The organism is Pseudomonas sp. URIL14HWK12:I6 (genome assembly GCF_000514195.1).
In the GTDB taxonomy this organism is placed as follows: domain Bacteria; phylum Pseudomonadota; class Gammaproteobacteria; order Pseudomonadales; family Pseudomonadaceae; genus Aquipseudomonas; species Aquipseudomonas putida_A.
Genome location: NZ_AZVL01000001.1, coordinates 46859 through 60110 on the forward strand (window position 1 = coordinate 46859; position 13252 = coordinate 60110).

A 13252-nucleotide genomic window follows, 5' to 3' on the forward strand; every position below is an offset into this window, starting at 1 on the left:
TGAAACGGGGTCAACCGAGGAGTTTACGTCTGATGAGCAGCAAGAAACCTACGACCGACAAAAGCCAGCTGGCCGGAACCGATACCAAGGATCGCGCCAACACCAACGCCAAACTCGACAGCCTGGAGAAATTTCGCTCCGACGCTACCGGCCAGGCCCTGCGCACCAACCAAGGGGTGAAGGTCGCCGATAACCAAAACACCCTCAAGGCCGGCCCGCGCGGGCCGTCGTTGCTGGAAGACTTCATCATGCGTGAGAAAATCACGCACTTTGACCACGAACGCATTCCGGAGCGCATTGTTCACGCGCGCGGCACTGGCGCGCATGGTTTCTTTCAGGCCTATGAGAACCATTCGACGCTGACCAAGGCCGGCTTCCTGCAGGATCCGGGGAAAAAGACTCCGGTGTTCGTACGTTTTTCCACGGTGCAGGGGCCGCGCGGTTCCGGTGACACCGTGCGCGACGTGCGCGGTTTCGCGGTGAAGTTCTTCACCGACGAGGGCAACTTCGATCTGGTCGGCAACAACATGCCAGTGTTCTTCATCCAGGACGCGATCAAGTTCCCCGACTTTGTCCACGCGGTGAAACCCGAGCCGCACAATGAGATCCCAACCGGCGGCTCGGCCCACGACACGTTCTGGGACTTCGTCTCGCTGGTGCCGGAATCGGCGCACATGGTGATCTGGGCGATGTCCGACCGGGCAATCCCGAAAAGCCTGCGCAGCATGCAGGGCTTTGGCGTGCACACCTTCCGCCTGGTCAACGCCGAGGGCAAATCGCGCTTCGTCAAATTCCACTGGCGCCCGACTGCCGGCACCTGTTCGCTGGTGTGGGACGAAGCGCAGAAGCTCGCCGGTAAAGACACCGACTACCACCGTCGCGATCTCTGGGAAGCCATCGAGATGGGCGACTACCCGGAATGGGAGCTGGGTGTGCAGATCATCGAGGAGGAAAACGAACATGACTTCGATTTCGACATCCTCGACCCGACCAAGCTGATCCCCGAAGAAATCGTGCCGATCACCCCGCTGGGCAAGATGACCCTGAACCGCAACCCGGACAACTTCTTTGCCGAGACCGAGCAGGTCGCATTCTGCCCGGGCCACATCGTGCCCGGCATCGATTTCTCCAATGACCCGCTGCTGCAAGGTCGGCTGTTTTCCTACACCGACACGCAAATCAGCCGACTGGGTGGGCCGAACTTTCATGAGCTGCCGATTAACCGCCCGGTCGCACCGTTCCACAACGGCCAGCGCGACGCGCAGCACCGTACAGTGATCGACAAGGGGCGCGCGTCCTACGAGCCGAACTCGATTGATGGCGGCTGGCCGAAAGAGACTCCGCCAGCCGCGCAGGACGGCGGCTTCGAGAGCTACCCGGAACGCATCGATGCGAACAAGATCCGCCAGCGCAGCGAGTCGTTCAGCGATCACTTCTCGCAGGCGCGGCTGTTCTTCAACAGCATGAGTGAGCACGAGAAGGAGCACATCATTGCCGCCTACAGCTTCGAGCTGGGCAAGGTCGAACGCGAGTTCATCCGTGCACGGCAGGTGAATGAGATTCTCGCCAACATTGACCTGGAATTGGCCAAACGTGTCGCGGCCAACCTCGGGTTGCCGGCGCCGAGCAAAGGCACGGTCGAGGTGCGCGAGACTTCGTTCGATCATTCACCAGCGCTGAGTCAGGCGAATCTGCTGCCAGAGGACATCAAAACTCGCAAAGTGGCGATTCTTGCCGCTAACGGCGTCGATGGTGCGGCGATCGATGCGATGAAGAAAGCCTTGGCGGCGCAAGGTGCGCACGCCAAGCTGCTCGGCCCGACATCGGCACCGGTGAAGACTGCCGACGGCAAAGCCCTGCCGGTGGACGCATCCATGGAAGGTATGCCTTCAGTGATCTTCGATGCGGTGTTCGTGCCGGGTGGTGCGGCGTCGATCAAGGCGTTGAGTGGCGATGGCGTGGCGCTGCATTACCTGCTGGAAGCCTACAAGCACCTCAAGGCGATTGCGCTGCACGGCGAGGCCAAGCAGTTACAGGATCTACTGAAGCTGGAAGCGGATGCAGGACTGCTGCAGGGCAAGGATGTGCCGGGGTTGACCAAGCCGTTCTTCGCGGCGATCGGGCAGCATCGGGTCTGGGCGCGGGAGCCTAAGGCTAAGGCCATTCCAGCTTAAGTTCTTGGCTGGCTGAGAGGACGCTTTCGCGAGCAGGCTCGCTCCCACAGGGTTCACGCTGTACCTGTGGGAGCGAGCCTGCTCGCGAAGCTTTTAAGGTTTACGCGGGCTCAAGACCATCTGCGCCGGCACCGTGCGCAGAATCTGCTTCTCGATCTGCAGCTCGAAATCCGGATTGAGTTTCTTCACCCGCTTGCTCAGCAACGTCGCCAGCCAAGGGTAGTCCTGGGTACGCGGCGCCTGGATGCTCACGGCACACTCATAATTCACCACATCGGCGGCGATTGCGTCGAGTTGCCGGCGAAGCTTGCGGCTATCGTTAATGTTCAGCGCCACCGTGGTGCTTTCGGCAGTCGGATCGATGACCTTGGCTTTCGGCTTGGCTTCGGCCGCCAGCAGCGCCGCTTCGGCTTTCTCCAGCTCGGCTTTGCGCGCTTCGGTGATGGCACCATTGACGCCACCGGTCAGCGCCGGGGCTTTCGGCATCAGGGCACGGGCACGGCTCAGCGCAGTGGCTGCGGCGTTCACATCACCCTTTTGCAATACGATCTGGCTGCGGCGCAGGTAGGCCTCAGCCAACTGGCGCTGGTATTGCTCCAGGGACTGATCGTTGGGGGTTTGTGCCTGCAAGGCGGCCAGTTGGTCTTCGGCGGTGGCCAGTTCGCTGCTGGCCAGGCTTTGCTCCAGCTGTGCGATGGCCGTGGCCCGCGCGTCGGGGGCTTCGGCCACCGGCGGCGTGCTTTGGCAGGCGCCCAGCAGCACGGAAAATGCGACAAGGAGCAGATAACGGGAGGCGAACGGCTTCATTCCTGCGACTCTCTAATTGCGCAAAAAGCGAGCAAGTCTACACCCCTCGACGGGGCAGAACAAAACTCAGCAGAAACAGTGCGGCCGCCGTCACAACGATCGACGGCCCCGCCGGGGTGTCCTTGAACCATGACAACGCCAGCCCGCCACACACGGCGAGCATGCCCAGCAGGCTCGCGCCCACGGCCATCTGCTCCGGCGAGCGGGCGTGACGTTGTGCCGCAGCCGCCGGAATGATCAGCAGCGAAGTAATCAGCAACACACCGACGATTTTCATCGCCACCGCGATCACCACCGCAATCAACAGCATCAGCGCCATGCGCAGGCCCGCCACCGGCAGGCCTTCGACCTTGGCCAATTCCTCATGCACAGTGATCGCCAGCAGCGGCCGCCACAGCGTCACCAGCAGCACCAGCACCGCCGCGCTGCCGCCGAGGATCCACGCCAGATCGGTCGGGCTGATCGCCAGCAGGTCGCCGAACAGATAGGCCATCAGGTCGATCCGCACTTCATGCATGAAGCTTAGTACCACCAGCCCGAGAGAGAGCGTGCTCGGTGCGAGAATTCCCAAAAGCGTGTCGGAGGCCAGCGGCTGACGCTGTTGCAAGGTCACCAGCAGCACCGCCAGCAGCAGGCAGCCGACGGTCACCGCGACCGTTGGGCTGACATCCAGCAGAAAGCCCAGGGCGACGCCAAGCAGCGCAGCGTGTGACAGGGTGTCGCCGAAATAGGCCATGCGCCGCCAGACCACGAACGAACCCAATGGCCCGGCCACCAGCGCCAGCGCCAGACCTGCAAGCAGGGCATACAACAGAAAATCAGCCATGCTTGCAGTGGTCTCCGTGAACGTGGGTGTGGCCCGCACCGGGCGCCTTGACCACCGAACCGTGCAGGTCGTGGGCGTGGTCGTGATGGTGGTGATAGATCGCCAGGCTCGGCGCATTCTTGCCGAACAGCTCGACAAACGCCGGATCGCCGCTGACCTGCTCGGGATGCCCGGAGCAGCAGACGTGGCGATTCAGACAAACCACCTGATCAGTGGTACTCATCACCAGATGCAAATCGTGGGACACCATCAGCACGCCGCAACCGTGACGGTCGCGCAGGCGGGTAATCAGGCTGTATAGCTCGGCCTGCCCGGCGACGTCGACGCCCTGCACCGGCTCATCCAGCACCAGCAGCTCAGGCTCGCGCAAAAGCGCCCGAGCCAGCAGCACGCGCTGCATTTCACCGCCGGAAACACTTTGCACCGGGCTGTCGATGACATGTTCGGCGCCGACTTCCTTGAGCGCTGCCAGCGCACGCGGACGGTCTACGCCGGGCACCAGGCGCAGGAAGCGCAGTACCGACAGCGGCAGGGTCGGATCGACGTGCAGCTTTTGCGGCATGTAGCCGACGCGCAGTTTCGGCTTGCGCCAGACGCTGCCGCTGTCCGGTTTCAGCAGGCCAAGCACGGCGCGCACCAGAGTGGTCTTGCCGGCGCCGTTGGGGCCGATCAGGGTGACGATCTGTCCCGGTTCGACGCTCAGCTCGATGTTGTCCAACACGGTCTGCCCGGCAAAAGTGACGGCAACCTGCTCAAGACGGATCAACGGGTTGCTCATCAAGCCCCCTGGCAACCGGAGCACAGGCCGACCACTTCGACGGTCTGCGCTTCGACGATGAAACCGACATCCCTGGCGCTGTGGATGATCGCGTCGCTGATGGCTTTCTGTTCCAGCTCGATCGCGGCGTGGCAGTCGCGGCAGATCAGGAACTGGCCCTGATGCGCATGCTCGGGATGCACACAACCGACGAAGGCGTTGAGCGAGGAGATGCGGTGCACCAAGCCGTTTTCCAGGAGGAAATCCAGCGCGCGGTACACGGTCGGCGGCGCGGCGCGGCGACCGTCCTGCTCGCTCAGTACCGCCAGAATGTCGTAGGCGCCCAGCGGCTTGTGGCTCTGCCACACCAGCTCCAGCACCCGCCGGCGCAACGCAGTCAGGCGCAGGCCTTTCTGGGCGCACAAGGTATCGGCCTCGGTCAGTGCGCTGTGCACGCAATGAGAGTGGTCGTGGGGACGGCTGGCAATCGGTGTAATAGGCATGGGCGGCGACGCGTTTTGATAGAGACGTTATTATGTTACCCGTTCTCGCCTCCTTGAGTGGTCATCGTGTCCCGACTTTTTTCTGTTTTTGTGGCGTTTATCGCCAGTTTTCTGCTGATCGGTTCGGCTCAGGCCGAGGTCAGGGTTCTCACCAGCATCAAACCGCTGCAGTTGATTGCCGCCGCGGTGCAGGACGGCGTGGCCATCCCGGAAGTGCTGCTGCCGCCGGGCGCGTCGCCGCACAACTACGCGTTGCGCCCGTCCGACGTGCGCAAGGTGCAATCGGTGGACCTGCTGTACTGGATCGGCCCGGACATGGAAGGTTTCCTGCCGCGCGTGCTCAACGGTCGTACGCTGCCAAGCGTTGCCGTGCAGGATCTGCCCGGCATGAAACTGCGCCGCTTTGCCGAAGACAGCCATTCCCATGCCGAAGACGCCGACGAGCATGATCACGATCACCGCCCGGGCACGCTCGATGCGCATTTGTGGCTATCGCCGGTCAACGCGCGGGTTATTGCCGCCAAAATGGCGACTGATTTGAGCGCTGCCGACCCAGCCAACGCCGAACGCTATCAGAGCAATGCAAAAGCCTTCGACGAACGCCTCGATGCGCTGGATGCACGACTGAAAAACCGTCTGGCCGGCATTGAAGGCAAACCCTACTTCGTGTTCCACGAAGCCTTCGATTACTTCGAAGACGCTTACGGCCTGAAACACACTGGCGTGTTCAGCGTTGCCGCCGAAGTGCAGCCGGGTGCGCAGCATGTGGCTGCGATGCGCAAGCGTCTGCAGGAAGTGGGCAAGACCTGTGTGTTCAGCGAACCGCCGCTGCGTCCACGTCTGGCGGAAACCCTGGTGGCGGGCCTGCCGGTGAAACTGGCGGAGCTGGATGCGTTGGGCGGCTATACACCGGCGACAGCTCAGGGGTATGAGCAGGTGCTGGAGAAGCTGGGCAACGATTTGGCCGGGTGCCTGGAATCTCTGTAATCCCCAGCATAGGTGTTGCCCCCATTCGCGAGCAGGCTCGCTCCCACAGGATCGCCGAGACCCTGTGGGAGCGAGCCTGCTCGCGAAGCTTTTAAAGGGCGAAAGGCAGCGGTGTATGCACCTGCTGCCGCTGCGCCAAGCGCTGCTCGAACTCCCGCGGATCGTGAATCAGCACGTCCTGCCCGGCAAACTGCTCGGCGGCGATCAACCGCGACAGCCAGAACCGCACACACGCCACACGCAGCAGGGTCGGCCATAGCTCCGCTTCAGCGGCAGTGAACGGACGCAGCGCCGCATAGGCGCCGAGGAATGCGCGGGCACGCGGCCCGTCAATCAAGCCTTCCTCGTCCGAACACCAGTCGTTCAAGGCAATCGCCACGTCATAGAGCATCGGTCCCGAGCAGGCGTTGTAGAAGTCAATCAACCCGGTCAGGTGCGTGCCTTCGAACATCGCGTTATCGCGGAACAGATCGGCGTGAATGTTGGCCCGTGGCAGCGCGAGAATTCTTTCTTTCTGCACAGTGATTTCATCCAGCGCCTTGCGCAGCAGCACACGCGGCTCGTCCGCCAGATGCGAAAGAAACTCCGTGCCCTCCTCCAGCATCCAGTCCAGGCCGCGATCGGTCTTGCGCTTGATCATGCGCTCGCCCTGGGTCGCCAAGTGCAGATGCGCCTGCAACTCACCGACCTGCGCGCAATGCTGGGCGTTGGCGACTTTGATGTGCTTGCCGGACAACCGCGGCTGGAGCAATGCCGGTTTACCCTTCAGTTCACGCAGGGCCACGCCGTCAGTGGTACGCAGCGCGTAGGGCACCGGCAGATCGGCCTCGTGCAGCACGTCGAGCAGGTCGATGAAGAACGGCATTTCCTGCACCGGGCCGCGCTCGACCAGGGTCAGGACGAATTCGCCCTGCTCCAGGCTGATAAAGAAATTGGTGTTTTCGCTGCCGGCGGCGATCCCCTGGAAATCAAGCAGACGGCCGAGCCCGTAAGGGGCGAGAAAGGTTTCCAGCTCGGGCCGAGCCAGGGGGGTGAACACAGACATGGTTAAAAACTGCTCAGTTCGGGCGCCGCGATCAAGCGGCGCCGATTAAAAAGTCAGGAATCTTACTTCCAGGTAAAGATTTCCCACGACGGAATCAGCATATCCGGCTGGTCGGAACGGATGTAGTTCACGTCCGAACCATCGGCGCGCACCAGAAAATACGGTTTGCCGCCCTTCGGCGTGACCTTGATCGCATACACAAAGCCACTGCGGCTGTATTCCTGAATGACCTTGTCGCCTTCGGTGTGCGTGTTAATGGTAACTTCCGGCTCCTTTGACGGCGCATCATCCGCCGCCATCGCGGCCAATGGTGAGGCCGCAATCAAACCGACCAGCAGCAAGCGATTTAACGTACGCATGATAACCTTGTCCCTTTGTCGTCAACGGTCCCGCTATTCTAGCGCCGGGCCCGCCGAAAAGGTTGATTCTGCTCATGAGCCAAGCCCCCCTCGTCCTGGTGGACGGTTCGTCTTACCTGTACCGCGCTTTCCATGCCCTGCCACCGCTGACCACCTCCAAAGGCCTGCCGACCGGCGCGGTCAAAGGTGTGCTGAACATGCTCAAGAGTCTGCGCAAGCAGTACCCGGACAGCCCGTTCGCCGTGGTCTTCGATGCCAAGGGCGGGACGTTTCGCGATGAGATGTACGCCGAATACAAGGCCAACCGCCCAAGCATGCCCGACGACATGCGCGTGCAGATCGAACCGCTGCACCAGAGTGTGATCGCCCTCGGCTTCCCGCTGCTGTGCGTGGAAGGCGTCGAGGCTGACGACGTGATCGGCACCCTGGCACGCAGTAGCGCGGCGGCGGATCGTCCGGTGATCATCTCCACCGGCGACAAAGACATGGCACAACTGGTCGATGGCCACATTACCTTGGTCAACACCATGTCCGGTAGCTCGATGGATGTGGAGGGCGTGAAGGAGAAATTCGGCGTCGCACCCGAGCAGATCATCGATTATCTGGCGCTGATGGGCGATTCTTCCGACAACATTCCGGGGGTTCCCGGCATCGGTCCAAAGACCGCTTCCGGCCTGCTGGTCGGCGTCAACGGCGGCCTGACCGAGCTGTACGCGAATCTCGACATCGTCCCGACCCTGCCAATTCGTGGGGCCAAGACCCTGCCGGCCAAGCTTGAAGAGCACAAGGAGATGGCTTTCCTCTCCTATCAACTGGCGACCATCAAGGTCGACGTGCCGCTGGACATCGGCCTCGATGACCTGCAGATGGGCGCGGAAGACCCGGCCAAGCTCTACGAGCTGTACACCCTGCTGGAATTCAAGAGCTGGCTGAATGATCTGGATCGTGACGCCAAGCGCCAGGAACTGAGCGCGGCCGCCGAACCTGCGCCGGCTGGCGATCTGTTCAGCGCCCCCGCAGAAGAAGCCCCTGCCGCTCCAACCGAAGCAGCGTATGAAACCATCCTTGATCAGGCGCGTTTCGATGTCTGGCTGGAGAAACTGAACAACGCCAAGCTGTTCGCTTTCGACACCGAAACCACCGGCATCGACGCGCAACAGGCGCAACTGGTCGGCCTTTCGTTCGCGGTGCAAGCCAACGAAGCCGCGTACATTCCGCTGACCCACTCCTACATCGGCGTGCCCGAGCAGCTGGATCGCGACACCGTGCTGCGCGCGCTGAAGCCGATTCTGGAAGACCCGAACAAACTCAAGGTCGGCCAGCACGCCAAGTTCGACATGAACATTCTGGCCAACTGCGCCATCGGCGGTGATCAGAACGAAGGCATCACCGTGCGCGGCATCGCTTTCGACACCATGCTTGAGTCCTACGTGCTCAATTCCACCGCCACCCGCCACGACATGGACAGCCTCGCGCAGAAGTACCTGGATCACACCACCGTGAGCTTCCAGGACATCGCCGGCAAAGGCGCCAAGCAGCTGACCTTCGACCAGATCGCCCTTGAGCAGGCTGGCCCGTACGCCGCCGAAGACGCAGACATTACCCTGCGCCTGCACCAGACCCTGTTTGAAAAACTCAGCGCGATCCCGAGCCTGGCCAGCGTGCTGACTGACATCGAGATTCCGCTGGTGCCGGTGCTGGCGCGCATCGAGCGTCAGGGCGCGTTCGTCGATGCTGAACTGCTCGGCATCCAGAGCATCGAACTGGGCAACAAGATGGTCGCGCTGGAGCGCGAAGCGTTCGAGATCGCCGGCGAAGAATTCAACCTCGGCTCGCCGAAGCAGTTGGGCGTGATCCTCTACGAAAAACTCGGCCTGCCGGTACTAAAGAAAACCGCCAAGGGCCAGCCATCGACCGCCGAGGAAGTGCTGGCAAAACTGGCTGAGGACGATCACCGCTTGCCGAAAGTGCTGATGGAACACCGTTCCATGAGCAAGCTGAAAAGCACCTACACCGATCGCCTGCCGGAGCAGATCAACCCGCGCACCGGGCGTATCCACACCTCGTATCACCAGGCCGTAGCATCGACCGGGCGCTTGTCTTCCAGCGATCCGAACCTGCAGAACATTCCGGTTCGTACCGCTGAAGGACGGCGTATCCGTCAGGCCTTCGTCGCGCCCAAAGGCTACAAACTGCTGGCAGCGGACTATTCGCAGATCGAACTGCGGATCATGGCCCACTTGTCCAAGGACGAAGGCTTGATGAACGCCTTCCGCAACAATCTGGACGTGCACACCGCGACCGCCGCTGAAGTATTCAAGGTCGAGCTGAGCGACGTGACGTCCGACCAGCGCCGTGGCGCCAAGGCGATCAACTTCGGCCTGATCTACGGCATGGGCGCGCAGAAACTCGGCAAGGACATCGGCGTCGACACCAAGACCGCCAAGGCCTACATCGACACCTACTTCGCCCGCTACCCGGGTGTGCGCGAATACATGGAGCGCACCCGCAAGCAGGCAGCGGATCAGGGTTACGTCGAGACCTTCTTCGGTCGTCGTCTGTACCTGCCGGAAATCAACTCCAACAAGCCGCAGGAACGCGCTGCCGCCGAACGCACGGCGATCAACGCGCCGATGCAAGGCACCGCCGCCGACATCATCAAGAAAGCCATGGTGGCGGTGGATAACTGGCTGGCATCGTCCGGGCTGGACGCCAGAGTCATCCTGCAGGTGCACGACGAACTGGTACTGGAGGTTCGCGAGGATCTGGTCGATCAGGTGAGTCAGGAAATCCGCCTGCACATGAGCGAAGCGGCGAAACTGGACGTGCCGTTGCTGGTGGAAGTTGGCGTCGGCAACAACTGGGATGAGGCGCACTGAGGCGTCTAGACCGGGCGTTTGCCGCGACACACTGTCGCGGCAAACGGCCCAAAAGCGCTTATTTCGAATCGCGCTTGCGGTTATTCCAAAGCTTTTTGAAAAAAATCTGAACTAATCTGACAACTCACTACTCAGAGATACTGAATGGCTGGTGAAGCCCTTCGATGCTCCTATGTTGTGTTAAGTGTTGGCAGATATCTGAACCCCGCCCTAGCGGTTCGGAACTTGAACCCCGGAACTTCTCCCTCCCCATATGAAGTCCGGGGCTTTTTTTGCCTGCGATTTACTCAGCAGGCAATTCGGCACCTTTATCGGCCAGTTCCATCCAGCCTGCCAACACAGTGTAGGCCTCTTCCAGCCCCATGCGCTTTGGCGCGGAGAACAGCTGGATTGTCACCAGATCGCCCCAGCCCTTGCGGATTTCCGCCTGCACTTTGAGCAGGGTGTTCTTGGCAGCGCCGTAGGTCAGTTTGTCGGCCTTGGTCAGCAGAATATGCATCGGCATGCCGGCGGCAACGGCCCAGTCGAGCATCAGCAGGTCGAAGTCGGTCATTGGATGACGGATGTCCATCATCAGAATCAAACCCTTCAAACTCTCCCGGCCACCGAGGTAAGCCTCAAGGTGACGCTGCCAGTGTTGCTTGAGCGGGATCGGTACTTTTGCATAACCGTAGCCCGGCAGGTCGACCAGACGCCGTTCATCGTCTAGCTTGAAGAAGTTCAACAGCTGTGTGCGACCCGGGGTTTTCGAGGTACGCGCCAGACTGGCGTGAGTCAGGGTGTTCAGTGCGCTGGATTTGCCGGCGTTGGAACGACCGGCGAACGCCACTTCGAAGCCTTCGTCGTCAGGGCATTGATCGACTTTGGCGGCACTGAGCATGAACGTGGACTGTTGGCACAGGCCGAGGATGGGATTCTTGAGTTGCATGGGATTTCCGATGTGGGCGGCGCCGGGATTGGGCGCGGAACGCGGTGTCGCTTCCGTTTCAGTGACGCCAGTATATAATGCCGCAGATTTTGTGTGTGCTTTGTCCCAGCGAAGGATGAAGTTCATGAGAGCCAAAGACCTTGATTGCGCATCAGAACGCAGAACGCTCTCAACCCTGAAAAGGTCGTTTTATGACGAAATGGCTGCTGGCTGCCGGAGTCCTGATACCGCTTTGCGGCGCACAGGCTACACAGGAACCGGAAGCCGTGTACAACCGTGTTTGTGGTGCCTGTCATTCCGGCCAACTACCCATGGCGCCCGCAAGAGGCGATCAGGCAGCTTGGACGCCGAGGTTGGCGAAAGGTATGGAGACGCTGGTGCAACACGTGACCCAGGGTTTCAAGGCGATGCCGCCGCGTGGTTTGTGCATGGACTGCAGTGCCGAGGATTACCAGGCCATCATCCTTTGGATGAGCGAGAGTAAACCCGGTCCATAACTCTTAACCCTTAGCCGTAGTTGGATTAGCTGATGAACAAATTGATCGTGAGTCTGCTGTTGACCGTGGGAATTTCAGGCTTCGCCCATGCTGCCGGTGATGCCGCCGCCGGCCAGGCAAAAGCTGCCGTCTGCGGAGCCTGCCATGGCCCTGACGGGAACAGCATGGCGCCAAACTTCCCGAAACTGGCCGGTCAGGGTGAACGCTACCTCGACAAGCAGTTGCACGACATCAAATCGGGCAAGCGCGTCGTTCTGGAAATGACCGGCCTGCTGACCAACCTGAGCGATCAGGATCTGGCCGACATCGCCGCCTACTTCGCCAGCCAGAAAGGCAGCGTCGGCGCTGCCGATCCAAAAATCGTCGCGCGTGGTGAAGCCCTGTTCCGTGGCGGCAACCTGGACAAAGGCCTGCCAGCCTGCACCGGCTGCCACTCGCCGAACGGTGCCGGCAACGCTGCTGCAGGTTTCCCGCACCTGGGTGGCCAACATGCTCAATACATCACCAAACAGCTGACCGACTTCCGCAAGGAAGAAGGTGGTCGCGCCAACGACGGCGACGCGATGACCATGCGCACCATCGCGCGCAAACTGAGCGACGAAGACATTGCCGCAGTCTCCAGCTACATCCAGGGCCTGCACTAACCGCCCTGAATCGAGCATTAACGGTGATGGACATCTCCTGCAACGTTAACGCTCGATTAATCCGTCGCAGCAAGTATAAAAAGGGTGGCTTTGGCCGCCCTTTTTTGTGGCCGCTGCCGTTACACTACAGAACTCATGCCCGCCAGGATCTGTCTGAAAACAGGTCGCGCGAGGCGACCAAAATTGTCCAGGAGTAAAGCATGCGTAATCTGATCATCAGCGCCGCTCTCGTCGCTGCCAGCCTGTTCGGCGTGACCGCCCAGGCCGCCGAAGCACCGGCCGCCCCTTATGTCGAGCTGGCCAACCCGGTACCGGTGGCAGAGCCTGGCAAGATCGAAGTGGTCGAGCTGTTCTGGTATGGCTGCCCGCACTGCTACGCGTTTGAGCCGGTGATCAATCCCTGGGTTGAAAAACTGCCGTCCGACGTCAACTTCGTACGCATTCCTGCCATGTTCGGCGGCCCGTGGGATGCTCACGGCCAAATGTTCCTGACCCTGGAAGCAATGGGCGTCGAGCACAAGGTTCACGCTGCGGTTTTCGAAGCAATCCAGAAACAACACAAGAAGCTGACCGACAAGAACGACATGGCTGACTTCCTCGCCACACAAGGCGTGGACAAGGACAAGTTCCTCGCCACCTTTGACTCGTTCGCGATCAAAGGTCAGATCGTCAAAGCGCGTGAGCTGGCCAAGAAGTATGAAATCACTGGCGTGCCAACCATGATCGTCAACGGCAAGTACCGCTTCGATATCGGCTCTGCCGGTGGTGCCGAGCAAGCCCTGAAACTGGCTGATCAACTGGTCGCCAAAGAGCGAGCGGCCAACAAGGCAGCCGCCAACTAAGCGC

At 61.0% G+C, this 13252-nt stretch carries 13 protein-coding genes; 6 read left to right on the forward strand and 7 right to left on the reverse strand.

What is annotated here, in order from left to right; all coding sequences use genetic code 11:
- The first annotated feature begins 32 nt into the window (after positions 1 to 32).
- Positions 33 to 2174 (forward strand): catalase HPII, encoded by a 2142-nt coding sequence (katE, locus tag H043_RS0100260; protein WP_027610231.1) that lies wholly within the window; start codon positions 33 to 35, stop codon positions 2172 to 2174.
- Between the two features lie 93 nt (positions 2175 to 2267).
- Here the strand turns inward: katE and H043_RS0100265 are convergent, their stop codons facing one another.
- Genes H043_RS0100265 through H043_RS0100280 form a run of 4 tightly spaced genes read right to left on the reverse strand, consistent with a single transcriptional unit; the run spans position 2268 to position 5067 of the window.
- On the reverse strand, positions 2268 to 2981 hold the full coding sequence (locus H043_RS0100265; protein ID WP_027610232.1) for a PA5502 family lipoprotein: 714 nt from the start codon (positions 2979 to 2981) through the stop codon (positions 2268 to 2270).
- Positions 2982 to 3018: 37 nt separating this feature from the next.
- Positions 3019 to 3807: a zinc ABC transporter permease subunit ZnuB gene (gene znuB / locus H043_RS0100270; RefSeq protein ID WP_008081222.1), complete on the reverse strand. Its 789-nt coding sequence runs from the start codon at positions 3805 to 3807 to the stop codon at positions 3019 to 3021.
- The gene (gene znuC / locus H043_RS0100275) at positions 3800 to 4585 is read right to left on the reverse strand and encodes a zinc ABC transporter ATP-binding protein ZnuC (RefSeq protein ID WP_027610233.1); all 786 of its coding nucleotides are present in this window, start codon (positions 4583 to 4585) and stop codon (positions 3800 to 3802) included. The genes znuB and znuC overlap by 8 nt, the downstream gene beginning before the upstream one ends.
- Positions 4585 to 5067, reverse strand: coding sequence for a Fur family transcriptional regulator (locus H043_RS0100280; RefSeq protein WP_027610234.1), 483 nt, complete (start codon positions 5065 to 5067; stop codon positions 4585 to 4587). Before H043_RS0100280 ends, znuC begins: the two co-directional genes overlap by 1 nt.
- Before the next feature lie 66 nt (positions 5068 to 5133).
- Here H043_RS0100280 and H043_RS0100285 point away from each other — a divergent pair, with 66 nt between their 5' ends.
- Positions 5134 to 6054 (forward strand): zinc ABC transporter substrate-binding protein ZnuA, encoded by a 921-nt coding sequence (locus H043_RS0100285; RefSeq protein WP_027610235.1) that lies wholly within the window; start codon positions 5134 to 5136, stop codon positions 6052 to 6054.
- Between the two features lie 91 nt (positions 6055 to 6145).
- On the opposite strand, the gene H043_RS0100290 is transcribed toward H043_RS0100285, so the two are convergent.
- Positions 6146 to 7099, reverse strand: a complete 954-nt coding sequence (locus H043_RS0100290) for a homoserine kinase (RefSeq protein WP_027610236.1) — start codon at positions 7097 to 7099, stop codon at positions 6146 to 6148.
- Between the two features lie 62 nt (positions 7100 to 7161).
- Positions 7162 to 7458: a DUF2782 domain-containing protein gene (locus H043_RS0100295; RefSeq protein ID WP_007962757.1), complete on the reverse strand. Its 297-nt coding sequence runs from the start codon at positions 7456 to 7458 to the stop codon at positions 7162 to 7164.
- Positions 7459 to 7532: 74 nt separating this feature from the next.
- Here H043_RS0100295 and polA point away from each other — a divergent pair, with 74 nt between their 5' ends.
- On the forward strand, positions 7533 to 10337 hold the full coding sequence (polA, locus tag H043_RS0100300) for a DNA polymerase I (protein ID WP_027610237.1): 2805 nt from the start codon (positions 7533 to 7535) through the stop codon (positions 10335 to 10337).
- Between the two features lie 283 nt (positions 10338 to 10620).
- On the opposite strand, the gene yihA is transcribed toward polA, so the two are convergent.
- Positions 10621 to 11265, reverse strand: coding sequence for a ribosome biogenesis GTP-binding protein YihA/YsxC (gene yihA / locus H043_RS0100305; protein WP_027610238.1), 645 nt, complete (start codon positions 11263 to 11265; stop codon positions 10621 to 10623).
- Positions 11266 to 11456: 191 nt separating this feature from the next.
- Between yihA and H043_RS0100310 the strand changes: the two genes are divergently transcribed.
- The 3 genes from H043_RS0100310 to H043_RS0100320 all read left to right on the forward strand — a co-directional run bounded on the left by H043_RS0100310 (position 11457) and on the right by H043_RS0100320 (position 13248).
- Positions 11457 to 11762: a cytochrome c5 family protein gene (locus H043_RS0100310; RefSeq protein WP_027610239.1), complete on the forward strand. Its 306-nt coding sequence runs from the start codon at positions 11457 to 11459 to the stop codon at positions 11760 to 11762.
- Between the two features lie 32 nt (positions 11763 to 11794).
- Complete coding sequence (locus H043_RS0100315) at positions 11795 to 12406, forward strand: cytochrome c (protein WP_027610240.1); 612 nt, start codon at positions 11795 to 11797, stop codon at positions 12404 to 12406.
- 200 nt (positions 12407 to 12606) lie between these two features.
- Complete coding sequence (locus tag H043_RS0100320) at positions 12607 to 13248, forward strand: thiol:disulfide interchange protein DsbA/DsbL (protein WP_027610241.1); 642 nt, start codon at positions 12607 to 12609, stop codon at positions 13246 to 13248.
- Positions 13249 to 13252 lie beyond the last annotated feature (4 nt).

Excerpts from the sequence above, each read along its gene's own strand:
- znuC (WP_027610233.1), bottom strand. The coding sequence starts at position 4,585 with ATGAGCAACCCGTTGATCCGTCTTGAGCAGGTTGCCGTCACTTTTGCC.
- yihA (WP_027610238.1), bottom strand. The coding sequence starts at position 11,265 with ATGCAACTCAAGAATCCCATCCTCGGCCTGTGCCAACAGTCCACGTTC.
- znuB (WP_008081222.1), bottom strand. The coding sequence starts at position 3,807 with ATGGCTGATTTTCTGTTGTATGCCCTGCTTGCAGGTCTGGCGCTGGCG.
- H043_RS0100280 (WP_027610234.1), bottom strand. The coding sequence starts at position 5,067 with ATGCCTATTACACCGATTGCCAGCCGTCCCCACGACCACTCTCATTGC.
- H043_RS0100265 (WP_027610232.1), bottom strand. The coding sequence starts at position 2,981 with ATGAAGCCGTTCGCCTCCCGTTATCTGCTCCTTGTCGCATTTTCCGTG.
- H043_RS0100290 (WP_027610236.1), bottom strand. The coding sequence starts at position 7,099 with ATGTCTGTGTTCACCCCCCTGGCTCGGCCCGAGCTGGAAACCTTTCTC.
- H043_RS0100295 (WP_007962757.1), bottom strand. The coding sequence starts at position 7,458 with ATGCGTACGTTAAATCGCTTGCTGCTGGTCGGTTTGATTGCGGCCTCA.
- H043_RS0100320 (WP_027610241.1), top strand. The coding sequence starts at position 12,607 with ATGCGTAATCTGATCATCAGCGCCGCTCTCGTCGCTGCCAGCCTGTTC.
- H043_RS0100310 (WP_027610239.1), top strand. The coding sequence starts at position 11,457 with ATGACGAAATGGCTGCTGGCTGCCGGAGTCCTGATACCGCTTTGCGGC.
- katE (WP_027610231.1), top strand. The coding sequence starts at position 33 with ATGAGCAGCAAGAAACCTACGACCGACAAAAGCCAGCTGGCCGGAACC.
- polA (WP_027610237.1), top strand. The coding sequence starts at position 7,533 with ATGAGCCAAGCCCCCCTCGTCCTGGTGGACGGTTCGTCTTACCTGTAC.
- H043_RS0100315 (WP_027610240.1), top strand. The coding sequence starts at position 11,795 with ATGAACAAATTGATCGTGAGTCTGCTGTTGACCGTGGGAATTTCAGGC.